Origin of the sequence: Nocardioides sp. NPDC127503, from assembly GCF_040302165.1 — a bacterium.
Lineage (GTDB): Bacteria > Actinomycetota > Actinomycetes > Propionibacteriales > Nocardioidaceae > Nocardioides.
Window position 1 is genome coordinate 132,836 of the sequence record NZ_JBEORH010000003.1, and the last position, 24,248, is coordinate 157,083.

Consider the following 24,248-nt stretch of genomic DNA (forward strand, 5'->3'; position numbering starts at 1 on the left):
CAGGCTCAGGCGTCGGCCTTGGGCGCGGAACCGCCCGAGCCCGAAGAGCGGCGACGACGGCGGCGACGGGGCGCGGAGCCCTCGGACTTGGCCTCGCCGTCGGCGGGCTTCGTCGACTCGGTCGACTCGGCGGTCGCCGGAGCAGCGGACTTGTCGACGACCTGGCCACTGCGGGAACGGGTGCGCTGACGGTCGCGGTTGCGGGGAGCGCGCTCGCGCTTCTCGCCGTCCTTGTCGGAGTCCTTGTCCTTGGGCTTCGCGGGCGCGGCGGCCTTGACCCGGCCCTTGGTGCCCTTCGGGATGCCCATGTCGTGGAGGAAGTGCTCCGAGGAGGAGTAGGTCTCCTGCGGCTCGTCGAACGGAAGGTCGAGAGCCTTGTTGATCATCTTCCACTTGTGGAGATCGGCCCAGTCGACGAACGTGACCGCGACACCGGAGGCGCCGGCGCGGCCGGTGCGGCCGATGCGGTGGACGTAGGTCTTCTCGTCGTCGGGGGTCGTGTAGTTGACCACGTGGGAGACGCCGGTGACGTCGATGCCGCGGGCGGCGACGTCGGTGGCCACCAGGACCTCGACCTTGCCGTCACGGAACTTCTGCATCACCCGCTCGCGGGCGGCCTGCTGCATGTCGCCGTGCAGGGGAGAGGCCGGGAAGCCACGCTCGGCGAGGTCGTCGGCCACGCGCTGCGCCTGCCGCTTGGTGCGGGCGAAGACGACGACCTTGTCGTGGTCCTCGCACTGCAGCAGGCGGCCGATCATCTCGGGCTTGTCGAGGTCGTGGGCCTGGTAGACGAACTGCGCCGTGGCGGGCACCGTCTCGCGCTCGCTCGCGGACTCGGCGCGGATGTTCATCGGGTGGCGCATGTAAGAGCGCGCCAGCGCCACGATCGCACCCGGCATGGTGGCCGAGAAGAGCAGCGTCTGACGTGTCTCCGGGGTGAGGGTGACGAGCTTCTCCACGTCGGGCAGGAACCCGAGGTCGAGCATCTCGTCGGCCTCGTCGAGGACGAGGGCGTGCACGTGGGAGAGGTCGAGGACCTTCCGGTTGGCCAGGTCGATCAGGCGGCCGGGGGTGCCGACCACGATGTCGACGCCCTTCTCCAGCGCGTCGAGCTGGGGGTCGTAGCCCGCGCCGCCGTAGACGGTCAGCACGCGGAGGCCGCGGTCCTCGGAGATCAGCGAGATCTCGGCCGAGACCTGCATGGCCAGCTCGCGGGTCGGAGCCACGATCAGCGCCTGCGGCTTGCCCTGCGGAAGGTCGACGTAGTCGGGGTCCTTGGGGGACACGCTGCGCTGAACGACCGGGATGCCGAAGGCCAGCGTCTTGCCGGAGCCGGTGCGGGCCTGGCCGATCAGGTCGGTGCCCTGCAGGGCGACCGAGAGGGTCATCTCCTGGATGGCGAAGGGGGTGGTGATGCCTTTGCGCTCGAGGGGAGCGCAGATCTCGGGATGTACACCGAGGTCCTTGAACGTTGTCATGATTCGTCGCTACTCGCTTGTCTCATCGAATGCGGCGAGCGACTCACGGGTGTCTCGAGCTTGCCAAGCGAGTGCCACGCCGCGCACATACGGGAACCAGACCACCGCGATATGAAGTGCATTACAGCGGCGCTGGGTCGGTCAAAAGGCATTCTATCGGTAGGGTTCTCTCGTGGTTGCATCGTCAGAGTTCACGGGTCCTCAGGATCCGTTCGGTGATCCTGTTTACAAGGCCGCCGTCATCGACCTTCTCGGAGCGGTCGCCTATGGCGAGGTCTCGGCTGTCGAGCGGCTGACCGACGACGCCAAGATGGCGCCGTCATTGGAGGACAAGACGGCTCTTCTCGCGATGGCGGCCGCTCAGCACGCCAAGATCCAGCCAGTCCTCGACCGGCTGGTGGAGCTCGGCACCGACCCGTACGCGGCCATGGAGCCGCTGCGCGAGGGGTTCGACGAGTTCCACATCCACACGAAGCCCGCGGACTGGTGGGAGTCGCTGGTCAAGGCGTACGTCGGTGACGGGCTCGCCAACGACTTCTACCGTGAGGTCGCTGGGTTCCTCGACGAGGACACCCACAAGCTCGTGGTCACCACCCTCGAGGACGCCGGGCGCGCCGACTTCGTCGTCGACCGGGTCCGGGCCGGCATCGAGGCCGACCACCTCATCGGCGGACGCCTGGCACTGTGGGGCCGCCGCCTCATGGGCGAGGCGATCACTCAGGCGCAGCAGGTCGCGGCCGCCCGTGAGGGGCTCAGCGAGCTGATCGCCGGTGGCCACCTTCCGGGTCTCGACCTCGGCACCATCGGCGAGATGCTCACCCGGCTCACCCAGCGCCACGTCGAGCGAATGGGCAAGCTCGGGCTTGAGCACTGACATCCACTGGACCGGCTGGGTAGGGACGCAGATCGTCCCCGAAGCCGGTGTGTGGACGTCTCCCGAGGTCAGCCCCGGGTTTCGCTTCGACGAGCTGGTCGCCTCCTGGAACGTGGCGACCCCGCCCGGGACCTGGGCGGAAGTCGCGGCTCAGGTCATCGGCGAGTCGGGGGAGCGGAGCGGCTGGCTGGTGCTGGCTCGCTGGTCCTCGGACCCCGCTTTCACCTCCACCTCCGTCGCAGGTCAGGACGACCCGGTCGCGATTGCGTCCGACGACACCATCCTGGGGCGAGGCGGGCGCAGGTTCACGGCGTTCTCGCTGCGGCTGAGCCTGCACGGTTCCGGGGGGAACCTGCCGCGGGCGAGCCTGCTCGGGGCGATGGTCTCGGCCGACGCCCGGGACTCGGCGCCGGCGCCGGGGGCGGTACCTCGCGGGACGGTCGTGGGTGGCGTACCCGCCTATTCGCAGCAGCTCCATCGTGACCGCTATCCGCACTGGGACGGCGGTGGGCAGTCCTGGTGCAGCGCCGCCTCGACGGCGATGGTCGCCGAGTTCTGGGGCGCCGGGCCGACGCCCGCCGAGACGGCCTGGGTCGACTACGAGACCCCCGACCCGCAGGTGCCGTTCACCGTCCGGGAGGTCTACGACGAGTCCTTCGGTGGCGCCGGCAACTGGGCCTTCAACACCGCCTATGCGGGCGCTCGGGGGCTGGTCGCGTACGTCACCCGGCTCCGCTCCTTCGCGGAGGCCGCCCGGTTCCTCGAGGCCGGGATCCCGCTCGTGCTGGCCGTCTCGCACCAGGACGGCGAGCTGACCGGCGCCGGCTACGTCACCAACGGCCATCTGCTCGTGCTGACCGGCTTCGACGACGGCGGCGACCCGGTCGTCCACGACCCTGCGTCCCACAAGATCGTCAGCGATGCGGCGGTGCGGACGACGTACGACCTCGGCGAGCTCGACCGCGCCTGGGCCCGCTCCGGGCGGATCGTCTACGTCTTCCGGCCGCCGGACGTGGCCCTGCCGGAGCCGCCGGCGCAGCCGAACTGGTGAGGCTGGCTGCAACGACAGAAGCGGCCCCACCCCACAGGGGCGGGACCGCTTCGATGACCTGGATGAAGCTCAGGCCTTGGACTTTCCGGTGACACCGGAGGCGATGACCACCAGAACGGCGGCGATCACGACCTGCCAGATGTGACGCCACCAGTCAATGCCGTTGGTCGCGTTGTCCCACGTAGCCGCATGGCCGTCGAACGGCCCGTTGTTCTGGCCGAAGATGAACCAGTAGACGAAGCTGCCGATCAGCATGCCGCCGATGCCGCAAACGATCGTCAGCCAGAACGGGATGTTGTCCTTATCGCCCGGCGCGAAGAACTTGCCGAGGGCCCCAATGATGACGCCGCCGATGAGGGTGACGAGGATCGTAGAGATCATGCCCATTTCCCTTCAGGTTGTGAGTGGCGCCATGAATGCGCCCATCATTTGATATTGCACCTGTTGGGACTCGAATGCACGGACAACATGGCTCAAAACCGGAAGTTCGCCGCCGGAATCAGGGCCATCCCTGAGTCCGGAGTAGTTCAGCCGGCGAAGCCGACCTTGCCGACCTTGGCCGGGCCGATCTCGATGTAGGCGAGCTTCTCGGTCGGGACGATGACCTTGCGGCCCTTGCTGTCGGTCAAAGCGAGCACAGCGCCGCCGCCGAGGGCGTCGGCGATGAGCTTCTCCACCGATTCGCTGGACTCCTCGGTCTCTACGACGAGCTCACGGGCGGCCTGCTGGACGCCGATCTTGACCTCCACGGGTCCTCCTTGCGATGGGTCGATCAATGCTTCGGAATCCTCTCACACGGACCGTGAGGAACCCCGTCGTTGCGCTACGAGCGGAATCAATCAGTCTTGGGATAGCCGCGGATGCCGCGCCAGGCGAGGCCGGCGACGAGGCGGGCGGCGTCCTCCTGGGAGAGGTCGCCGTTGTTGTGGAGCCAGTAGCGGGCGCTGACCTGTGCCTGGCCGACCAGGCCGACGGCGAGCAGGTGCGAGGCCGCGGCGGCGAAGCCGGTGTCCTCGGCGATGACCTCGGCGACCGCCTCGGCGCACTCGTTGGTGACCCGGTCGACCTGCTCGCGTACGGCGGGGTCGTTGGTCAGGTCGGACTCGAAGACGAGCCGGAAGGCACCGGTCTCGGAGGCCACGTAGTCGTAGAAGACCGCGACACAGCGGGCCACGCGTTCCTTGTTCTCATCAGTCGACGCCAGGGCCTCCCGGCAGCGATCGATGATCTCGTTCGCGGACTTCTCCAGCAGGGCCAGGTAGAGGTCCAGCTTGCCGGGGAAGTGCTGGTAGAGAACGGGCTTCGAGACCCCGGCCCTCTCGGCGATGTCGTCCATCGCGGCGGCGTGGAAGCCGTAGGCGACGAAGACCTCGAGAGCGGAATCGAGAAGCTGGGCTCGTCGTTCCGTCCGGGGCAGTCGCGCCCCTCGCGGTCGAGTGGGGTCGAGCTCGGATTGGTGCGTGGTCACCCCAGCAGCCTACCCGCTGGTACTCGGATCGCGGGACGCGTCGTTGCCTCGCCCATGGATGAGGGAACATGGAGAAGTGCCTGCGGTGTTCAAGTAGGCATACGTACGTCCGAACTGAGGAGCAGTTGTGTCCCTAGCCCCGCTCGTGGAGCCCGCTGACGAGCTGACGATCGATGAGGTGCGCCGCTACAGCCGCCACCTCATCATCCCCGACGTCGGCATGGACGGGCAGAAGCGCCTGAAGAACGCCAAGGTGCTGGTCATCGGCGCCGGCGGTCTCGGCTCGCCCGCCCTGCTCTACCTGGCCGCGGCCGGCGTCGGCACCCTCGGCATCGTCGAGTTCGACGAGGTCGACGAGTCCAACCTGCAGCGCCAGATCATCCACAAGCAGTCGACGGTGGGCCAGCCGAAGGCCGACTCCGCCGCGGCGGCGATCAAGGAGGTCAACCCGTACGTCAACATCGTGCTGCACGACGTGCGGCTCGACAACGACAACGTGCGCGAGATCTTCACCGGCTACGACCTCATCGTCGATGGCACCGACAACTTCGCGACCCGCTACATGGTCAATGACGCGGCGTACTTCCTGGGCATCCCGTACGTCTGGGGCTCGATCTACCGCTTCGACGGCCAGGCCTCGGTGTTCGCGCCGACCCTGACCGACGACGCCCCGTGCTACCGCTGCCTCTACCCGGAGCCGCCGCCCCCGGGCATGGTCCCCTCCTGCGCCGAGGGCGGCGTGCTGGGTGTGCTCTGCGCCTCGATCGGCTCGATCCAGGTCAACGAGGCCATCAAGATGCTGACCGGCATGGGTGAGCCGCTGGTCGGCAAGCTGATGATCTACGACGCACTCGAGATGGAGTACCGCAAGCTGAAGGTCCGCAAGGACCCCAACTGCGCGCTGTGCGGCGAGAACCCGACGGTCACCGACCTGATCGACTACGACGCCTTCTGCGGTGCGATCTCCACCGAGGCGGCCGACGCCGCGGCCGGCGCGACGATCTCCGTCACCCAGCTCTCCGAGATGATCAAGGAGCGCGAGGAGGGCAGCCGCGACTTCGTCCTCGTCGACGTGCGCGAGCCGAACGAGTACGAGATCAACAAGATCCCCGGTGCCGTCCTGATCCCCAAGGGCGAGTTCCTCAACGGCAACGCGATCCCGCAGGTCGCCGAGCTCACCGGCGACGGTGCCAAGCCGCTCGTGTTCCACTGCAAGAGCGGCGTACGCAGCGCCGAGGTGCTCGCGATCGCCAAGGGCGCCGGCTACGCGGACGCGGTCCACGTCGGCGGCGGTGTGGTGGCATGGGTCAACCAGATCGACCCCTCGCAGCCCTCGTACTGAATCAACACAGCTGAGCATTACTGAACTGTTGGCCAGCGGTGGCTCCTCTGGGGCCGCCGCTGGCTTTATCTGTACGTGGAGATACCGATAGTTTTGCGGTCGCAGCTGCGGGGGGCGGAGTTGCATCAATGCACGAACCTCGGAGGATTCGACGTTGTCCACACGCGCTCGTCTCAGCGCGACGCTCGCCGGTGCCACCCTGGCCGGCGGACTGTTTCTCGGTGCCCCTGCCCACGCGAGCGACCAGGGTCCGGAGCCGGCCTCCGGCGCGGCCGTAGGCTCTGCGATCGACCCGGAGAGGCTGGAGTCGAATGTCGCGGACCCGACCCGCGGCGTACCTCCGTCCTATGTCTTCGCCGGGGTCGGTGCGCTGCTGATGGGAGCGGGTGCCGGTCTGGCCGTACGTCGCAAACGGGCTGAGGCTGTGGCACGCTCGGCCGAGTGAGCAACGGTCAACCCAGCCTGAGGACCTTCATCGGGGAGATCTTCATCGTCGTCCTCGTGGTCGCGGTCGCTGTGCTCGGCTACGCCGCCTACGACTACTACACGAAGATCGACGAGGCGGAGAAGAGCAACGCGACCCCGCCCGGGACGACCTCCTCGATCCCGGCCGAGGCGCTGGCCGAGGTGCCGAAGAAGAAGGGCAAGGTACGCGGCGTCTCCATCCCCTCGCTCAACGTGCACGCCGACGTGGTGCCGTTGGCGATGGACGGCGGCACGCTCACCCCGCCCGCCGACGCCTCGCTCATGGGCTGGTGGAAGGGCGGCGCGAAGCCCGGGGCGGATGACGGCTCGGTGCTGATCGTCGGCCACACCCTGCACAACGGCGGCGGCATCCTCGACCGGCTGGGCGAGGTGAACGAGGGCGACGAGATCGTCGTACGGACCAAGGACGGGGAGTTCAGCTACACCGTCCGGTCGGTGCGCGACCTCACCAAGGAGCAGGTCGCCAAGCGCAGCAAGCGGCTCTTCGACCCCGACGGCGAGCCGAAGCTGGTCGTGGTGACCTGCGACGACTGGGACGGCACCTCGTTCCAGGGCAACACCGTGGTGGTGGCCGTCCCGTAACCCGGAGCCGTCGAGCCTCGTTACTTGTGAGTCACATCACCTACAGACCGAGGCCCCCACATGCTCCGCACACGCCGTTCCGTACGCCGCGCCGCAGCCGTTGCCGCCGGCACTCTGACCGCCGCGCTCGTCCCGGCCCTGATCCCGTCTCCGGCCCACGCCTGGGCCCCGGCCGACACGGCCACCATCACCCCGGGCGTGATGATGTACACCGACGGTGCCCAGTGCACCGCCAACTTCGTCTTCGCCGACTCCGCCTCGAACGTCTACGTCGGCTACGCCGCCCACTGCGCGGGTCTCGGTGAGGCCACCGACACCAACGGCTGCGCCGCCAAGTCGCTCCCGCTGGGCACCGAGGTGACCTTCAACGAGGGCGGTTCGCTGCTGAGCGAGGGCACCGTCCTGGGGAAGGGCAAGCTGGCGTACTCCTCCTGGGACACCATGCAGAAGCTGGGCACCAAGGACGAGAACGCCTGCGCCTACAACGACTTCGCCCTGGTCAAGGTGAACGCCGCCGACGCGGGCAAGGTCAACCCGAGCGTGCCGATCTGGGGCGGTCCGACGGGCATCGACACCGACGGCACCGTGGCCGGCGACAAGGTCTACTCCTACGGCAACTCCTCGCTGCGCGCCGACGTCGACCTGCTCTCGCCGAAGATCGGCCTCTCGCTCGGTGACAGTGTCAACGGCACCCGCTGGTCGCACCCGCTCTACAACCTCACCCCCGGCATCCCCGGTGACTCCGGCTCCGGCTTCCTGAACGCCGACGGCAAGGCGGTCGGCACCCTGTCGACGCTGGGTCTGCTTCCGCTTGCCGGGTCCAACAACATCGGTGACATGGACCTCGAGCTGAAGTACGCCCAGGCGAACTCGGGCATCTCCGGTCTGCGTCTGGTCGAGGGCACGGAGCCGTTCAGCCCGATCCTCTGAGCACTGCCTGTGACACCGCGCTAATGTGCGCGGCATGAGCGAGCGCCAGCGAGCGACAATAAGGGTCAGGTCGCCGCGTCCGTATGGTTGCGCTTGCGCTACGGAGGCGGCGACATGACCGACCGGGAGGCGTACGTAGAGGCCGTTCTGCGTCTTGTCGAGCAGATCCCACGTGGACAGGTGACGACGTACGGCGCGATCGCCGATGCCCTCTTCGACGAGTTCGGGGGAGGGCCTCGGCAGGTCGGCTCGGTGATGGCGCGCGAGGGCGCGGGGATGCCGTGGTGGCGGGTGGTGCGGGCCGATGGCTCGCTCCCCGCCTCCCACGGCGAGGAGGCTCGGCAGGCCTATCTCGAGGAGGGCACCCCGCGCCGTGTCTCGGGGGCGGTGGACCTGCGCGCGGCGCTGTGGCTGCCGCCTACGATGAGCACGTGATGTATCGCGTCCTCCACGCCGTCGTGCCACCCCTGCTACGGGCCGTCTGGCGCCCCACGGTGATGGGGGCAGAGAACGTCCCGCGCACCGGTGGGGTGCTCCTGGCCAGCAACCACCTCAGCTTCGCCGACTCGATCGTGATCCCGTCTGTCTCGCCTCGGCGGGTGCACTTCCTGGCCAAGTCCGACTACTTCACCGGCACCGGGCTCAAGGGCGCTGCCCAGCGGGCGTGGTTCGAGGGCCTGGGGATGCTGCCGGTGGACCGCGACGACCCGCAGGCCGCGATCGGCTCGCTGGAGGTGGCCCTGGAGGTCCTCGGCAAGGGTGAGGCCTTCGGGATCTATCCGGAGGGCACCCGGTCGCGGGATGGTCGTCTCTACCGCGGACGCACCGGGGTGGCGCACCTGGCGCTGACCGCCGGCGTGCCCGTGGTGCCGGTGGGGCTGCGGGGGACCGCGGAGCTCCAGCCGGTGGGGTCGAGCCTGCCGCGGCTGGCGAAGGTCACGGTCGAGTTCGGGCAGCCGATCCAGGTGGCCGGCCGGTTCGACGGCGTACCTCTCGGCAAGGCCCGCCGGGCCCTCACCGACGAGGTCATGGAGGCGATCGCCGCGCTCAGCGGCCAGGACCTGGCCGGGGTCTACAACGAGCGGCCCGCCGACGTCTGATTGCCTGTTGCGCCGGGGCGCGAAGGGGCGCACTCTGGAGGGTGACCGATAAATCAGAGGGCTAGCAGCCGAGGTGAGGCAGATGGCCACCACGACCGTGTTGCAGGAAGAGCTGCGACACAAGCACGACGAGCTCGTCGGGCGCTTGGCCCGCGCTCGGAGCATCATCGCCAGGCCCGAGCAGACCCGCCGGGGCTGCCCGCCGATCGACCAGTTCAACGCCGGTACGTCCCGTCACCTGCACGCGGTGGACGAGGCGCTGCTGCCGGCGGTCTCCGCTCACGTCGAGAACGGATCCGCTCTGGTCCATGAATACCTCCCCACGGCGCGGCACCTGGAGGTGCTGCTCTTCCACGTGAAGGCGCACGAGTACGGCTCCACCTGGGAGACCACCCACGATTGGCCGACCCTGTGGGGCGAGGTCGAGGAGGCGCTCGTCGCCCAGGAGGTGAAGGAGGACGAAATGGTCTCGCACCTCGCCGAAGAGGCCTCCGACGACGTGCTCGTCCTCGTCGCGGGTCGGATGACGCTGGCCGAGCGGAGGGCGCCCTCGCGCCCGCACCCCCATCTCCCGCACACCGGCCTGTCCGGAAAGGTCGTACGCCGCTTGGCCCGTCCCATCGACGCGATCTGGGATTCGGTCGAGGGCCGGTCGGTCGGTAACCCGAAGCCGTTGCCGCACAAGGAGCCGGGACTCTTCTGGCAGTACCTGCTCGGCGACCCGCGCTTCCCCGACGACCCGGCCAACGAGACCCGGCACAATGAGCCGGGTGACCGCTGACTCCATCACCTCCGCTCTTGACCTCGCGCCGCACCCCGAAGGTGGGGCGTTCCGGCAGACCTGGGCTGCCGCCGAGACCGTCACCCTGCCCGACGGGCGGGTGCGTCCGACCGCGACCCTGATCTACTTCCGGCTCTTGGCCGGGGAGTCGTCCGCGTGGCACCGCGTCACCTCGGACGAGATCTGGCTGGCGCACACCGGCGTCGTGTCCCTGCAGTTCGGCGGCGCCGGCTCGGCGCCGGTCGATGGCGAGACCGTGCTCGTCGGGGTCGACGTCGCCGCCGGCCAAGTGCCGCAGGCGGTCGTGCCGGCGGGGGTGTGGCAGCGTACGGTCCCCTCGGCCGAGGACGCGCTCGTCTCCTGTGTGGTCTCACCGGGGTTCGACTTCGACGACTTCGAGCTCGTCTCGGAGTAAGGAGATGGAGTACGCGTTCGAAGGAGCCGTGATCGAGTGGCGGGGGCCGGCGCCGTTCTACTACGTGCCGATGCCTGTCGAGGACGCCGAGGACCTCAAGGAGGACGCCAAGGGTCTGGAGTACTGGGGCCAGGTCGCCGTCACCGCCACCATCGGCGCGACCACCTTCACCACCGCGCTCTTCCCCAAGGACGGCACCTATCTGCTGCCGTTGAAGGTGGTCGTGCGGAAGGCGGAGGGTCTCGATCTGGACGATGTCGTCGCGGTGCGGATGCGTCTGGGGCATGACGTCTGAAGGGACGCCTGAAACTGTCGGCGCCGTCTGATTGGGTAGTCCCCGTGAGTGTCGCCTACCGCCTTGCCCCGCCGTCGAGTGCTGTCGGCGTGCCGGTTCTCGACGAGCACCAGCGGTCGGTCGTGGAGCATCCCGGCGGACCGCTGCTGGTGCTGGCCGGACCAGGGACCGGTAAGACGACCACGCTGGTGGAGGCGGTGGTCGACCGGATCGAGAACCGAGGCGTACGTCCTGACCAGCTGCTGGCGCTGACCTTCTCCCGCAAGGCCGCCGAGCAGCTGCGCGACCGGGTGACGGCGCGGCTGGGGCGGACGCTGTCGGGGGCGGTCTCCTCGACTTTTCACTCCTTCGCCTACGGGCTGGTGCGGCGCTACGCGCCGGCCGAGCTCTACGCCGCCCCGCTGACGCTGCTCTCCGCGCCGGAGGCCGATGTGGTGCTGCAGGAGCTGCTGGCCGACCACCCGGAGTCGGTGAGGTGGCCGGAGCGGTTCCGGATGGCGATCGGCACGCGCGGGTTCGCGCGCGAGGTGCAGACCGTCATCGCGCGGGCGCGCGAGCGCGGGCTCGACCCTGACCAGTTGGTGGCGCTCGGCCGGGAGGAGGGCATCGAGGAGTTCGTCGCGGCCGGGTGGTTCCTGGAGCAGTATCTCGACGTGCTCGGTGCGCAGTCGGCCATCGACTACCCCGACCTGATCATGCGTGGGGTGATCGAGGCCGAGCGGCATGCGGCCGAGCTCCGGGCCGAGTTCGCCTGCGTGTTTGTGGACGAATACCAGGACACCGACCCGAGCCAGGTCGCGCTGCTGCAGGCTCTGGCCGGCGACGGGCGCGACCTGATCGTGGTGGGTGACCCCGACCAGTCGATCTATGGGTTCCGGGGTGCGGACGTCAACGGGATCCTCGACTTCCCCTCGCAGTTCCTGACCCGGGAGCGTCGGCATGCGCCGGTGGTGGCGCTCGGGACGACCCGCCGGTTCGGGTCGAGGCTGTTGCGGGCGTCGCGTTCGATCGCGGCGGGCATCTCGGTGCGCGGCTCGATCCCGGCCGCGGCCTACGACACCTTCCGCAACCCGCACCCGCTGGCCCAGGACCCGGGCCGTGCCGAGGTGCTCACCTTCGACACCGACCGCGCCGAGACCGAGCACATCGCCGACCTGCTCCGCCGGGCGCATCTCGAGGACGGCATCGACTGGTCCGACATGGCTGTCCTGGTGCGCTCAGGACGCACCTCGATCCCGCAGCTGCGCCGGTCGCTGACCGCCGCCGGCGTGCCGGTCGAGGTCGCCGCCGACGAGACCCCGCTGGTCCGCGAGCCCGCCGCCGCGGTCCTCCTCGACGCGCTCGGGGTCGTCGTCGACGCCGACCTCGAGTCGGACCTCGACGAGCGCTACGTACGCCCCGATCGCTGCGAGGAACTGCTCACCGGTCCTCTCGGCGGCCTCGACGCCACCGACGTACGCGCCCTCACCCGCACCCTGCGGGCGAGGTTCCCCGACGTCGCCGCCCACGATCTCGTACGTCGTGCCGTGCTCGATCCGTCGCTGCTCGACCCGGAGGTGAATGGGGAGGGCGAGGAGCGGGTGCTGGGTCGGGTGCGCCGGCTCGCGGCCCTTCTCGCCGAGGCCCGGGCCGCGCTGAAGGACGGGGCCGGGGCGGAGCAGGTGCTGTGGACGCTGTGGGACGGGGCCGAGTGGGGGCAGCGGCTCCGGGCGCAGGTGGAGTCGGGCGGTGCCGCGGCGCGGCTGGCCCACCGCGACCTGGATGCGGTCGTGGCGCTCTTCGACACCGCCGCCAAGATCGAGGGCCGCCAGGAGTTCACCTCGGTGGAGACCTTCCTCGCCACGCTCCGGGCCCAGGAGATCCCGGCCGACACCCTGGCCGACAAGGGCGTACGCGGCTCGGCGGTGCGGCTGCTCACCGCCCACCGCTCGAAGGGGCTGGAGTGGGGTCTCGTGGTCGTCGCCCACGTCCAGGAGGGCGCCTGGCCCGACCTGCGCCGGCGCGACTCGCTCCTCGGCCCCGACCGGATCGCCCCGGCGCTGCCCGACGGCCGTCACGGCGGGCTGCTGCCGCCACTGACCCGCTCGGCGATGCTCGCCGAGGAGCGCCGGCTCTTCTACGTCGCCGCCACCCGGGCCCGGTCCCGGCTGATCGTGACCGCGGTGAAGTCGCCCGACGACGACGGTGACCAGCCGTCGCGGTTCATCAACGAGCTCGGCCTCCGTGAGGACCAGATCCGTCATCGCGTCGGCCGGCCGGCGCGACCGCTGTCGCTGGCAGGTCTGGTCGCCGAGTTGCGCCGCACCGCCGCGGATCCGGCCCAGCCCGACGCGCTGCGCGAGGCGGCCGCGAGAAGGCTGCAGAAGCTGGCCGCCACTGAGGTGCGGGGCAAGCGGATCGCGCTCGCCGCCGACCCGTCGACCTGGTGGGGGCTGCGGGCCCCGACGTACGCCTCGGCCGCGGTGCGCCCCGAGGACCGTCCGATCACGCTGAGCGCGTCGGCGCTGGAGGCGATCCTGACCTGCCCCGCGCAGTGGTTCCTGGCGCGGGAGGCGGGTGGCGCGGTCACCGACTCCTCGAGCCAGGGGTTCGGCAAGGTGGTGCACGCGATCGCCGAGCAGCTCGCCCGCGGCGACCTCGACGCCGCCACCGTCGAGGACCTGATGCCGTTCGTGGACGAGGTCTGGGGTCGCCTCGAGTTCCGTACGCCCTGGTCCGCTGCCCGCGAGCGCGAGGCGGTCCGGGATGTGCTGGCCAGGTTCCTGACCTGGCACCGTCGCCCCGGCGCGCGGACCGTGATCGGGTTCGAGGAGCAGCTGACCGCGAAGGTCTCGCTGCCCAGCGGGGAAACGGTGCGGCTCAACGGCTATGCCGACCGCCTGGAGCTCGATGAGAGCGGCCGGATCGTGGTCGTTGACCTGAAGACCGGGAAGTACCCGCCCACCGCGCAGGAGGTCAAGGAGCACGGCCAGCTCGGCCTCTACCAGCTGGCGGTGGAGCACGGCGCGGCCTCGTCGCTGGCGCCGGACGCGACCTCCGGGGGAGCGGAGCTGATCCAGCTGCGCCATCCCGCGGGTTCGGGGAGCGAGCTGCCGAAGGTGCAGGTGCAGGCACCTGAGCCGCCCGAGATCATCACCCAGCTGGAGAAGGCGGTGGCGACGGTGCGGGCCGAGGAGTTCGTGGCCAGGCCGGGCAAGCAGTGCGACCGGTGCCAGTTCGTCGCGCTCTGCCCGGCGCAGACCTCGGGATCGGTGCTCTCATGAACCCGGCGATGAAGGTCGAGACCCCCGAAGAGCTCGCCAAGCTGATGGGCCACGACTGGCTCTACAGCGAGGAGCAGTTCCGCGCGATCACGGCTCCGCTGGAGCCGGCCGTGGTGATCGCCGGCGCCGGGTCCGGCAAGACCGCGGTGATGGCCGCCCGAGTCGTCTGGCTGGTCGCCACCGGCCGCGTACTTCCCGGGGAGGTGCTCGGTCTGACCTTCACCACGAAGGCGACCGCCGAGCTGGCCACCAGGATCCGGGAGTCGCTGCAGAAGGCGGGGCTGTGGCCCGAACGGCGCGAGGGCCCACCGCGGCCCGGCGAGGAAGAGGATGAGCCCACCGAGCCGACGGTCGCGACCTACCACTCCTACGCCTCCGGCCTGCTCTCCGAGCACGGGCTGCGGATCGGTCACGAGCCCGACACCCGGCTGATCGCGGATGCGACCCGCTACCAGCTTGCGGCTCGAGCCGTGGCCCGGCACACCAACCCGGTGGACAAGCTGACCGACTACCCGAAGCTGGCCGTCCAGCAGCTGCTGGCGCTCGACTCCGAGCTCTCCGAGCACCTCATCGACCCGGCCAGGCTGCGGGCCTACGACCGCAACGAGCGGTCGCTGTTCGCGCTCGAGGTGGCCGACCTCAACGCCCAGCTGGCCGACGGGAAACGGGTCAAGACCAAGTTGACCAAGGTCGAGAAGGCGATCGACGCGATCGACAAGCGCTACGAGCTGCTCGACCTGGTCGACGGCTACCGGCGGCTGAAGGACCGGCTCGGGCTGATGGACTTCTCCGACCAGATCGCGCTGGCCGCCCGGCTGGCCGTGGAGACCCCCGAGGTCGGTGAGATCGAGCGCGGGAAGTTCAAGGTCGTGCTGCTCGACGAATACCAGGACACCTCGGTGGCCCAGGCCCAGATGCTGGCCCGCCTCTTCGGTGACGGACACCCGGTCACCGCCGTCGGCGACCCCAACCAGGCGATCTACGGCTGGCGCGGCGCCTCGGTGAGCAACATCCTCGAGTTCGGCCGCGACTTCCCGACGAAGGACGGCCGCCGCCCCGCCTACTCCCTGACCGTCAACCGCCGCTCCGACGCGCGCATCCTCGACACCGCCAACCATCTGGCCGCCCAGCTCTACGAGGGCCGCGAGAAGGAGCGCCTGGTCGCCGCCGAGGGGGCGCGCGACGGTGAGGTCCGGGTGCATGTCCACGAGACGTACGACGAAGAGCTGCTCTGGCTCGCCGACAAGGTGATCGAGGCCCATGAGGCGGTCGGGGAGTGGAAGGAGATCGGCGTCCTGACCAGGGACAACTCGCAGGCGGCGGCGGTCTTCGACGCGCTCACCGCTCGCGAGATCCCGGTCGAGATCGTCGGTCTGAAGGGGCTGCTCCGGCTGCCCGAGGTGGCCGAGGTCGTGGCCACCATGGAGCTGCTCCACGACGTCACCGCCAACGCCGCCCTGCTCACGCTGCTCGCCGGTCCGCGATGGGCGATCGGGCCGCGCGACCTGGCCATCCTCGGCCGCAGGTCACGTGACCTGGCCGGCGTCGTCGGCGGCGCGGAGGAGTTCGCCGACATCGAGCGGCAGCTGGAGGCGGCGGTCGAGGGCACCGACCCCACCGAGATCCCCTCGCTCAACGACGCGCTGGAGGATCCCGGCGACGCCGCCGACTACGACTACTCCCCGCAGGCCCGGGAGCGCTTCAAGCTTCTCGCCGACGAGCTCCGCGGGCTACGGCGCGCGGTCAACGAGCCGCTCCTCGACCTCGTCCGGCGGATCATCGACGTCACCGGCATCGACGTCGAGCTGGCCGCCTCGGTCTCCCCGGCGGCCTCGGCCAGGCGCGACAACCTCGACCTCTTCGTCCAGGCGGTCGCCGACTTCGAGGGCCTCGACGGCCAGGTCACCCTCGCCGCGCTGTTGGCCTACCTGGAGGCGGAGGACGAATACGGCCAGGGTCTCGATGTCGCCACGCCGTCGGAGGCCGACTCGGTGAAGCTGCTCACCGTCCACCGCGCCAAGGGGCTGGAGTGGGACGTCGTCTTCCTGGTCGGGGTCACCCACAAGAAGTTCCCCACCGGCCAGACGCGCTCGTCGTGGCTGACCGTCCCCTCGGTCATGCCGGCCGCGCTCCGCGGCGACCGCGACGACCTGCCGCAGCTCCAGGGCCACGACGCCGACTCGATCGACGAGCTCCTCGCCGAGCGCAAGGAGCACGAGCGCGTCGAGGAGCTTCGGCTGGCGTACGTCGCCTGGACCCGCGCCCGCCACATCCAGTTCGTCTCGTGCTGGCGCTGGTCGCCCTCGCTGAAGGAGGGGCGGGGTCCGTCGGTCTACGTGGAGAAGACCCGCGAGGCGCTGCTCCAGTGGGGAGCCAAGCCCGACCGGTGGGCCGAGGTCGTGGTGAAGGGTGAGGAGGAGAGTCCGTACGCCGCGCAGGAGGTCGACCTGCCCTGGCCGATCAACCACCACACCCCCGAGGTGGAGCGGCGTCTGGAGGCGGCCAGGCTGGTCCGAGAGGTGGGCCCGGGGCCTGATGACCTCGACGACCTCACCCTGCTCGAGACGGTGAACCAGTGGGACGAGGAGATCGAGCGGCTGCTCACCGAGGCGGAGCGAGAGCGCGCTCCCGAGGTGGTCGTACCCCTGCCGTCGTCGCTGTCGGCCACCGCCATGTCGAAGCTGCGCGACGACCCCCTCGGCTTCGCCGCCGACCTGGTCCGCCCGATGCCCCGCAAGCCCTCCTCCCAGGCCCGCTTCGGCACCCGGTTCCACGCCTGGGTCGAGGCCCGCTTCGGCCAGCAGGACCTCTTCGACCCCGACGACCTGCCCGGTCGTGCCGACCACGGCATCGAGGACGAGTCCGGTCTCGAGGAGGTCATCGCCGCCTTCGAACAGGGCCCGTTCGCCGACCGCCCGCCGTACCGGGTCGAAGCGGCCTTCGCGATCGTCCTGGCAGGTCAGGTGGTGCGTGGGCGGATCGACGCGGTCTACCAGGAGCCTGACGGGAGCTTCCTGATCGTCGACTGGAAGACCAACCAAACGCAGAACGCCGATCCGCTTCAGCTGGCTCTTTATCGGCTTGGGTGGGCTGAGCTGATGGGGGTGCCGTTGTCTCGGGTTCGGGCTGCCTTCTATTACGTACGCTCTGGTCGGCTTGTCGAGCCTTCTCTGCTTCCGGGGCGGGAGGAGTTGGAGCGGATCTTGGGCGGGGGTCGCTGACCCGTTTTTCGGGGGGCTGTTTGCCGCCGACCCGTTCTTGGAGGGTGTTCTCGCCGAACCCCGGAGTCAAGGACGGCCTGCGGCCGCCGGCTGACGCCGGTCGCCTGCGGCGATCATCTCGACAAGCTCGATACATCGCCTTGACACCGGGCTCCACCGAGAATTTTGGCTGTGTATCGGGTCGGCGGCAGGGGTTTGGTGCGGGGATTTGGGTTGGGCGGGGGCTTGGGAGCTTGGGTGGTCGGTCCGGCCGGTGGAAGGAATTTTCTTTCCACCCAGAGCCCCGTTCTCCGCAGGAGGGTTGGAGGGCGAACGAAAATTCGTTCGCCCCGCAAAGGCCGGCCTCGGCCCGGGGTGGGGTTGGCGCGTGGAAGAAATTTTTCTTTCACGCGGAGACCCTTGTCTGGTCTAGGCACGGAGCGGTCACCTTCTGGGTGAGTGTGCCGTGGCCACACTCGGGCCGCCGCCCCGATAGCCAGCCAAGTCTTTTCTCGATCTGGTCCGGAGTCCAGGACCGCGAAGCGGCCGGCGAAGCCGGCGCCCGAAGGGCGTCCTTGACGCCGGTCCAGATCGGGAGACCCTCAAAGAACGGGTCGGCGGCCCAAGACCAGCCACAGAAATCGGTCCCATCCAAGCGCCAGACCGAGAAACCAAAACCCGAACCGACGCGGCGAGCAGCCGAAACTACTTCACCGTCCGCGCAACCTCCGGCAACTCACCCGACTCACGCAACGAGTCGAGCAGATCGCCAGGAAGGATCCAGACGGTTGCATACGGGAAGGGCCGCTCGCGCAGCATCACCGCTCCGGTGACGTACGCCGGCTCGCCGTCGGGACAGGAGAAGACGATGTCGTCGCCCCACTCCCACTCACGCTCGACAATGGTGGGAAGCATCCACCACATCAGCCAGTTGCGCTCGGAGTTCATCGCCGAGGGGCGGCGGGGGCAGTTGTCGTCGTAAGCGACGACCGCGTCGGGGTGCTCGGCGAGGATCGAGCGCAGGTCGTCGACGACCGGGGTGGCGTGGTCGAAGCGGTCGTGGAACTCGTCGGAGGCCACGTCGGCGACGGCAGATCCCGCGGTGCCCACGACGAGGACGAGCGCGGTGACTACGACCGAGCGCACCCGGTCACCGAGTCGCGGGCTGAACCGGGAGAGGGCGGCGAGGAGCGTCCAGATCGCCAGCGGAACCAGGGAGCAGAGAGTGGCGATCAGCCAGAAGCGGTTGTCGTTGGTGAACGACGGGATCGGCCCCGGCTGGGGGAATTGCCCGTCCGGAAGCGCCCACCACCACGGGATCGCGCCCGGGATGTGCGCCGGGGTGGTGTAGGCCCAGGTGGGGGCGTCGGGGGCGACGACGAGGATGGTCACCAGCGAGATCCCGGCGACGATCACCCAGGTCCAGACGAGGACCGCCCGGGAGCGTACGGCCTGGATCGCCGCGCACACCCCGGCCAGCACGAGGACCGCGAAGACGGGGTCGATGTAGCGCCCGTAGATCCAGTAGTCGAAGCGCCGCCACTCCATGGTGAACAGCGAGTACTCGTTGCCCCAGTTCAGGCAGCTGAGGACGTACATCGACCCGGCCGCGATCAGCACGAACCCGGCCGGCCCCACCTGGCGCGAGCGGAGCTCCTTCCAGAACAGGGCGGTCACCACGACGAGGCCGACGACCACGACGCCGAAGCTGCCGATCATCTGCGTCCAGGCCTCGCCGGCGAAGGTGTCGACCCAGTACCGCGGGTTGGCCTGCACGACCTTGTCGAAGAAGCCCTGCGCCTGGATGAAGTTCCACGGCACCAGCTGCGCGTGGAACCAGAGCGCGGCCCTGTTGGCGACGATGGCGAGCACGCCGGTGGCGACCAGCCCGACGAGGGCGATCTGCCACTTGCGTACCAAGAAGAAGATCAGCCACAACGCGACCGCGGCGACGAAGACCTGCATCCGGGCATGGGAGAAGAGCGCGAGCCCGGTGAGCAGGCTGAGCAGGAGTACGCCGCGGTAGGTGGGCTTGTCCCAGAGCCGGAACGCCGCCAGGGTGGCCAGGACGACGAGCAGTGTGATCAGCCGCTCGGAGAGGATGTAGTCGGCCTGGATCGCGCGGGGCGGCAGGGCGATCACGACGGCGCCGGCGACCACACCCTGCGCCGGAGTGACCCCGCTGAGCCGCACCGCGACCCGGGCCAGCGGCCAGATCGTGAGCATGCTGATCACCAGGCCGACGACGATCGCCATCTGGTAGAACGTGAAAACATTCGACGCGACCAGCCACAACGGCGCCAGCAGCACACCCCACCCGGGGTAGTAGCCGGGGGTGTTCAGCTGCGGCGAATCGAGCCCGAGGACGGTCCGTCCATGGATGACGGTGCCGATCTCGTCGTACATGAACGAGAGGTTGGAGCCCCAGGCGATGTAGACGTTGATCGCCAGAGCGACCACGACGGAGACGACAGCGGCGATGCGCCAGAACCGATCCACGCGGCGGAACTTATACCCACCTCATAGGCTCTGACGGGTGGACTCCCCGAAGCTGCCCATCCATCTGCGAATCATTCAGGATCCCCACGACCGCTCTGGCCATCTGCGCGCCGATGACGGCTGGGTAGAGAAGGCCTGGTTGGAGGAGACGACGAGGGTCCTCGTGGTCGCCGGCAACAGGGTCGAGCCGTCAGGCGAGACCGGAGTGAGGTGGCGTACGCCGGAGGCTTCTCCGGAGGGGATCCGGCTGCTCCTCGGCGACACCGCCGAAGGCGCCCGGTTCGCGGTGCTCACCGGTCGCGAGGAGGCCGGCGAGACGTGGCGTGACCTGCGCGGGCTCTTCCCCGCGCTCCTCGCCGACACGACCGAGGCGAGCTTCCTGATGCACGCGATCGGCCTGGCCGAGTGGCACCGGGCGACCCGGTTCTGCTCCAGGTGCGGCGGCACCCTCGAACCCCGCGCGGCTGGTCACGAGCTGGCCTGCGCGGAGGGACACGTGATCTTCCCGCGCACCGACCCGGCGGTGATCATGCTGGTGACGTCGGGGGAGCCCGGGAGCGACGAGGAGCGTTGTCTGCTCGGCAACCACACCCGCTGGCCCGCACCCAACTTCTCCACCCTCGCCGGCTTCGTCGAGCCGGGGGAGTCGCTCGAGGACGCGGTCCGTCGCGAGGTCGCCGAAGAGGTCGGCGTACGCGTCGGGCAGGTCGACTACTTCGGCAACCAGCCCTGGCCGCTGCCGGCCAGCCTGATGCTCGGCTTCTTCGCGCGTGCGGCGTCGACCGACATCACGGTCGACGAGGACGAGATCCGCGAGGCGCGCTGGTTCACCCGCGCGGAGCTCGCCGCGGTCGCGGAGAGCGGTGAGATCAAGCTGCCCAGCGGCATCTCGATCAGCCGCTCGCTGGTCGAGGAGTGGTACGGCGGGGAGCTGCCCGGCTCGTGGTGACCCGCGTCAGACCAGCTCGGCGAGCTTCGCCTTGACCTGAGCGATCGACGGGTTGGTCATCGCGGTGCCGTCGGCGTAGACGAGGGTCGGGACGGTCTGGTTGCCGCCGTTGACCTGCTCGACGATCTGCGCGGCCTCTGGGACCTGCTCGATGTCGACCTCGTCGAAGGTGATGTCTTCACGGCCGAGCTGTCCCTTGAGTCGCTGGCAGTATCCACACCAGGGTGTGGTGTACATCGTGAAGCTGCTCATTGGGGGGCTCTCCTCATCAGAACTGTCGGTGCGAGCCAATAGTCTTGACCCGCAAGGCACAACGTTCCCACCCCGAGGAGCCATTCCCAATTGAACCCTGCCCCGCCCGTGACCCCCGAGTCCCTCCTCGCCGCCCTCGACCCTGAGCAACGCCGGGTGGCTGAGGCACTGCGGGGTCCGGTCCGGGTGCTTGCGGGCGCGGGGACCGGCAAGACCCGGGCGATCACCCACCGGATCGCGTACGGCGTCGCGACCGGGGTCTACGCGCCCCAGGAGATCCTCGCGGTCACCTTCACCACCCGGGCCGCGGGCGAGATGCGGCAGCGGCTGCGCGCGATGGGCGCCGGTGCGGTCCAGGCACGGACCTTCCACTCCGCCGCCCTGCGCCAGCTGCGGTTCTTCTGGCCGAAGGTCTACGGCACCGAGCTGCCCAACCTGACCGAGTCGAAGATCCCTCTCGTCCGCGCGGCCGCGCAGCGCCAGCGGATCAATGTCGACCAGGCTCAGGCGCGCGACCTGGCCTCGGAGATCGAGTGGTCGAAGGTATCCAACGTCCACCCCGACGACTACCCGAAGTCGGCCGAGACGCGGGGCCGGGAGGTCGGCGGGCTGACGCCGTCGATGGTGGGACACATCTATGCGGCCTACGAGGACGTCAAGCGCACCCAGGCGCGCATGGACATGGAGGACGTACTGCTCCTGACCGCAGGCCTTCTGGAGCACGACGAGCGCGTCGCGGCGCAGGTCAGGCGGCAGTACAAGTGGTTCACCGTCGACGAGTTCCAGGACGTGTCGCCGCTGCAGTCGGCGCTGCTCGACCTGTGGCTGGGCGGGCGCAGCGAGCTCTGCGTCGTCGGCGACCCGGCGCAGACGATCTACACCTTCGCAGGCGCCGACGCCACCTACCTGCGTGACTTCCCGAAGAAGCATCCTGCCGCCACCTCGGTCGAGCTGGTCCGCAACTACCGCTCCACCCCGCAGATCGTGAAGGCCGCCAACAAGATCCTGGAAGGTACGCCGAGCGCCGGTGTCCAACTGCAGGCGCAGCGCGACGCCGGGCCGGCCGTCGAGCACGTCGAGCAGCCCGACGAGGTCGCCGAAGCCGAGGGCGTCGCGGCCGAGATCCTGCGGCTGCACCAGTCCGGCAAGCCCTACAACGAGATGGCGATCCTGTTCCGGATCAACGCCCAGTCGGAGGCGTACGAGGACGCGCTCACCGCGCGCAAGATTCCCTACGTCCTGCGCGGCGCCGCCAGGTTCTTCGACCGTCCCGAGGTCCGGGAGGCGGTGACCCGGATCCGCGGCGCGGCGCGAGGCGGCCAGGGCGCCGTGATCGGCGACGAGCTGCTGGAGTCGGTCCACGGGATCCTGGCCGGGATGGGCTGGACCTCCGAGCCGCCCGAGGGCCGGGGGCAGACCCGCGACCGCTGGGAGTCGTGGCAGGCGCTGATCGACCAGGCGCGCACCTTCTCCGCGGCCGGCGGCGACCTGGCCGGCCTCGTCGCAGAGCTCGACCGTCGTGCGGCCGAACAGCACGCACCAGTTCCGTCGGGAGTGACCCTGGCGACCTTCCACGCCGCCAAGGGGCTGGAGTGGGACTCGGTGTTCCTGGTCGGCCTCCAGGACGGCACGATGCCGTTCATCCTCCGCGGCGAGGAGCCGACCCCGGCCGAGATCGAGGAGGAGCGGCGACTGCTCTACGTCGGCCTCACCAGGGCACGGGTGGACCTGACCCTGTCCTGGGCGTTGGCACGCCAGCCGGGCCAGGCCGCCCGGCGCAGGCCGTCGCGGTTCCTCGACCCGCTGCGGCCGGCGCGGTCCGCGGCGCCGACGCGGCGCCCCGGCTCCGGGAAGGCGCGGATGTGCAAGGCCTGCGGTGGGCCGCTCGGCTCGGCGGCCGAGAAGCGGATGGGCCGTCACGAGGGCTGCGACGCGCCTTACGACGAGGAGCTCTACGGCCGGCTGAAGCAGTGGCGCAAGGAGACTGCCGAGGCCATCAGCAAGCCGGCATTCGTGGTCTTCACCGACGCGACGCTGGAGCAGATCGCCGAGCGGAAGCCGGGCACCCTCCAGGATCTGCAGCGCATCGCCGGCATCGGCCGCAGCAAGGTGGAGACGTACGGCTCGGAAGTCCTTGGTGTGATTGCCGCTGAGGCCTAAAAGTCCTTCACGGAAATTCGTCGAAATCAACGGGTTTAATCGTTTGCGGCCGACCTGCCCGGCCGGTTACTGTTCTTTCATCAAGTAAAGCCGCGTGCCGATGAGGCGCGCCCGACAGCCCCGAAGGAGGTGGCCCCAGTGAAGATCAACACGATCCAGACGCCGATCAATGGCATCGCCATGTCCGCGTGCGGCCACCCCGAGCTGTCCAGCCCGACCTGGGCCACCCCGGCTGCTGGTGCCTTTATGGGCGCCGGTTACGGCACGCGCTTCGAGGGACTCGTGTCCCCGCAGGCGGATGCCATCAAGGTCAAGTCCCACGGGATTCGAGCCTGGAGCTGTCCGACTACGTAGAACCACGTAGTCACAGCAGCCTCCAGGCCGCGGAACCCGAAACCCGGGATCCGCGGCCTTTCTGTTTCTCAAAACCCGCGATCAGTCACAAAGGAGGTGTACATATGACCAGCATTCTCGAGCCCGAGGTCACTCTCGGCGTTCTCCACGACCGCGCCAACCGCTACGACGAGGACCAGCTGCCCTGCCGGGTCAACAACCCGGAGCTTTGGTTCGCCGAGTCGCCTGCCGACGTCGAGTTCGCCAAGGCGCTCTGCGCGACCTGCCCCGTGCAGCCGCTCTGCCTCGCCAGCGCTCTCGACCGGCGTGAGCCCTGGGGCGTCTGGGGCGGCCAGCTGCTCCTGCAGGGGAAGGTGATCCCCCGCAAGCGGCCCCGTGGCCGGCCCCGCAAGGACGCCGCCTGAACAACCGAGCACCTCAACACCAGCAGCCGTTTCAACGACGAAAGGCCAACAGCCATGAACCCGATCGTGATGACCATGGGCGCCGGAGCCCGCTGACCAGCAGGAGAACAACAGACATGAACACCAACCGAGTACGGAGCACTCAGATGAACTTGCTTTACGAAGACCTGGCGCGCGCGCAAATGTCCGCGCGCCTGGGAGAGGCGCGCGAACTGCGGCGAGGACATGCCCTCGTCAAGGCCGCTCGCCTGGGCCGCAAGGCCGAGCGAGCCGCCGTCCAGGCGAAGCTGGCTCTTGCCCGCGCGCTGTAAGCCCTTCTCAGGGCAGAAGACCTCACCCCTCTGATCGCGGGTGTGGAAGATGAC

Annotated in this window: 24 protein-coding genes; 18 read left to right on the forward strand and 6 right to left on the reverse strand. The window is 69.4% G+C overall.

Annotated features, from left to right (window positions below):
- Positions 1-5: 5 nt before the first annotated feature.
- Positions 6-1,478: a DEAD/DEAH box helicase gene (locus tag ABTW65_RS07725; protein WP_350659398.1), complete on the reverse strand. Its 1,473-nt coding sequence runs from the start codon at positions 1,476-1,478 to the stop codon at positions 6-8.
- A 172-nt stretch (positions 1,479-1,650) separates the two neighbouring features.
- Between ABTW65_RS07725 and ABTW65_RS07730 the strand changes: the two genes are divergently transcribed.
- Both ABTW65_RS07730 and ABTW65_RS07735 read left to right on the forward strand, forming a co-directional pair.
- Positions 1,651-2,352, forward strand: coding sequence for a ferritin-like fold-containing protein (locus ABTW65_RS07730; RefSeq protein ID WP_350659399.1), 702 nt, complete (start codon positions 1,651-1,653; stop codon positions 2,350-2,352).
- Positions 2,342-3,403 (forward strand): C39 family peptidase, encoded by a 1,062-nt coding sequence (locus ABTW65_RS07735; protein WP_350659401.1) that lies wholly within the window; start codon positions 2,342-2,344, stop codon positions 3,401-3,403. Before ABTW65_RS07730 ends, ABTW65_RS07735 begins: the two co-directional genes overlap by 11 nt.
- Positions 3,404-3,472: 69 nt before the next feature.
- On the opposite strand, the gene ABTW65_RS07740 is transcribed toward ABTW65_RS07735, so the two are convergent.
- The 3 genes from ABTW65_RS07740 to ABTW65_RS07750 all read right to left on the reverse strand — a co-directional run bounded on the left by ABTW65_RS07740 (position 3,473) and on the right by ABTW65_RS07750 (position 4,871).
- Positions 3,473-3,784 carry a DUF1129 domain-containing protein gene (locus ABTW65_RS07740; protein ID WP_350659402.1) on the reverse strand — a complete coding sequence of 104 codons (312 nt, stop codon included), beginning with the start codon at positions 3,782-3,784 and terminating at the stop codon, positions 3,473-3,475.
- A 146-nt stretch (positions 3,785-3,930) separates the two neighbouring features.
- Entirely contained in the window at positions 3,931-4,152 is a 222-nt protein-coding gene (locus ABTW65_RS07745; RefSeq protein ID WP_091052608.1) for a DUF3107 domain-containing protein, read from the reverse strand.
- An 86-nt stretch (positions 4,153-4,238) separates the two neighbouring features.
- The gene (locus ABTW65_RS07750; protein WP_160027381.1) at positions 4,239-4,871 is read right to left on the reverse strand and encodes a TetR/AcrR family transcriptional regulator; all 633 of its coding nucleotides are present in this window, start codon (positions 4,869-4,871) and stop codon (positions 4,239-4,241) included.
- Positions 4,872-4,998: 127 nt separating this feature from the next.
- Here ABTW65_RS07750 and moeZ point away from each other — a divergent pair, with 127 nt between their 5' ends.
- The 11 genes from moeZ to ABTW65_RS07805 all read left to right on the forward strand — a co-directional run bounded on the left by moeZ (position 4,999) and on the right by ABTW65_RS07805 (position 17,286).
- Positions 4,999-6,213, forward strand: coding sequence for an adenylyltransferase/sulfurtransferase MoeZ (moeZ, locus tag ABTW65_RS07755; protein ID WP_350659403.1), 1,215 nt, complete (start codon positions 4,999-5,001; stop codon positions 6,211-6,213).
- Between the two features lie 154 nt (positions 6,214-6,367).
- Positions 6,368-6,658 carry a hypothetical protein gene (locus tag ABTW65_RS07760; protein WP_350659405.1) on the forward strand — a complete coding sequence of 97 codons (291 nt, stop codon included), beginning with the start codon at positions 6,368-6,370 and terminating at the stop codon, positions 6,656-6,658.
- On the forward strand, positions 6,655-7,281 hold the full coding sequence (locus tag ABTW65_RS07765) for a class F sortase (RefSeq protein ID WP_350659406.1): 627 nt from the start codon (positions 6,655-6,657) through the stop codon (positions 7,279-7,281). The genes ABTW65_RS07760 and ABTW65_RS07765 overlap by 4 nt, the downstream gene beginning before the upstream one ends.
- A gap of 60 nt (positions 7,282-7,341) precedes the next feature.
- Positions 7,342-8,211, forward strand: a complete 870-nt coding sequence (locus ABTW65_RS07770) for a S1 family serine peptidase (RefSeq protein ID WP_350659407.1) — start codon at positions 7,342-7,344, stop codon at positions 8,209-8,211.
- A 114-nt stretch (positions 8,212-8,325) separates the two neighbouring features.
- A complete protein-coding gene (locus tag ABTW65_RS07775; RefSeq protein ID WP_350659408.1) occupies positions 8,326-8,646 on the forward strand; it encodes an MGMT family protein in 321 nt (106 codons plus the stop codon).
- Entirely contained in the window at positions 8,646-9,311 is a 666-nt protein-coding gene (locus tag ABTW65_RS07780) for a lysophospholipid acyltransferase family protein (RefSeq protein WP_350659895.1), read from the forward strand. The genes ABTW65_RS07775 and ABTW65_RS07780 overlap by 1 nt, the downstream gene beginning before the upstream one ends.
- 82 nt (positions 9,312-9,393) lie before the next feature.
- Positions 9,394-10,092 (forward strand): hypothetical protein, encoded by a 699-nt coding sequence (locus tag ABTW65_RS07785; protein WP_350659409.1) that lies wholly within the window; start codon positions 9,394-9,396, stop codon positions 10,090-10,092.
- Complete coding sequence (locus ABTW65_RS07790) at positions 10,073-10,507, forward strand: cupin domain-containing protein (RefSeq protein ID WP_350659411.1); 435 nt, start codon at positions 10,073-10,075, stop codon at positions 10,505-10,507. Before ABTW65_RS07785 ends, ABTW65_RS07790 begins: the two co-directional genes overlap by 20 nt.
- 4 nt (positions 10,508-10,511) lie before the next feature.
- A complete protein-coding gene (locus ABTW65_RS07795; protein WP_350659412.1) occupies positions 10,512-10,802 on the forward strand; it encodes a DUF1905 domain-containing protein in 291 nt (96 codons plus the stop codon).
- A 44-nt stretch (positions 10,803-10,846) separates the two neighbouring features.
- Positions 10,847-14,065, forward strand: coding sequence for an ATP-dependent helicase (locus tag ABTW65_RS07800; RefSeq protein WP_350659413.1), 3,219 nt, complete (start codon positions 10,847-10,849; stop codon positions 14,063-14,065).
- On the forward strand, positions 14,011-17,286 hold the full coding sequence (locus ABTW65_RS07805) for an ATP-dependent helicase (RefSeq protein WP_350659414.1): 3,276 nt from the start codon (positions 14,011-14,013) through the stop codon (positions 17,284-17,286). Before ABTW65_RS07800 ends, ABTW65_RS07805 begins: the two co-directional genes overlap by 55 nt.
- A gap of 684 nt (positions 17,287-17,970) precedes the next feature.
- On the opposite strand, the gene ABTW65_RS07810 is transcribed toward ABTW65_RS07805, so the two are convergent.
- Positions 17,971-19,764 (reverse strand): hypothetical protein, encoded by a 1,794-nt coding sequence (locus tag ABTW65_RS07810; RefSeq protein ID WP_350659415.1) that lies wholly within the window; start codon positions 19,762-19,764, stop codon positions 17,971-17,973.
- Positions 19,765-19,801: 37 nt separating this feature from the next.
- Here ABTW65_RS07810 and nudC point away from each other — a divergent pair, with 37 nt between their 5' ends.
- On the forward strand, positions 19,802-20,713 hold the full coding sequence (gene nudC / locus ABTW65_RS07815) for an NAD(+) diphosphatase (RefSeq protein ID WP_350659416.1): 912 nt from the start codon (positions 19,802-19,804) through the stop codon (positions 20,711-20,713).
- A 6-nt stretch (positions 20,714-20,719) separates the two neighbouring features.
- Here nudC and ABTW65_RS07820 read toward each other — a convergent pair whose 3' ends face one another.
- Complete coding sequence (locus ABTW65_RS07820) at positions 20,720-20,965, reverse strand: mycoredoxin (protein WP_091051217.1); 246 nt, start codon at positions 20,963-20,965, stop codon at positions 20,720-20,722.
- Positions 20,966-21,073: 108 nt separating this feature from the next.
- Here ABTW65_RS07820 and ABTW65_RS07825 point away from each other — a divergent pair, with 108 nt between their 5' ends.
- The 4 genes from ABTW65_RS07825 to ABTW65_RS29405 all read left to right on the forward strand — a co-directional run bounded on the left by ABTW65_RS07825 (position 21,074) and on the right by ABTW65_RS29405 (position 24,194).
- Positions 21,074-23,125: an ATP-dependent DNA helicase UvrD2 gene (locus ABTW65_RS07825; RefSeq protein WP_350659417.1), complete on the forward strand. Its 2,052-nt coding sequence runs from the start codon at positions 21,074-21,076 to the stop codon at positions 23,123-23,125.
- 138 nt (positions 23,126-23,263) lie between these two features.
- Positions 23,264-23,479, forward strand: a complete 216-nt coding sequence (locus tag ABTW65_RS07830) for a hypothetical protein (RefSeq protein ID WP_350659418.1) — start codon at positions 23,264-23,266, stop codon at positions 23,477-23,479.
- A gap of 104 nt (positions 23,480-23,583) precedes the next feature.
- A complete protein-coding gene (locus ABTW65_RS07835) occupies positions 23,584-23,883 on the forward strand; it encodes a WhiB family transcriptional regulator (RefSeq protein WP_141802912.1) in 300 nt (99 codons plus the stop codon).
- Entirely contained in the window at positions 23,880-24,194 is a 315-nt protein-coding gene (locus ABTW65_RS29405) for a putative WhiB-interacting protein (RefSeq protein ID WP_502890553.1), read from the forward strand. Before ABTW65_RS07835 ends, ABTW65_RS29405 begins: the two co-directional genes overlap by 4 nt.
- Positions 24,195-24,248 lie beyond the last annotated feature (54 nt).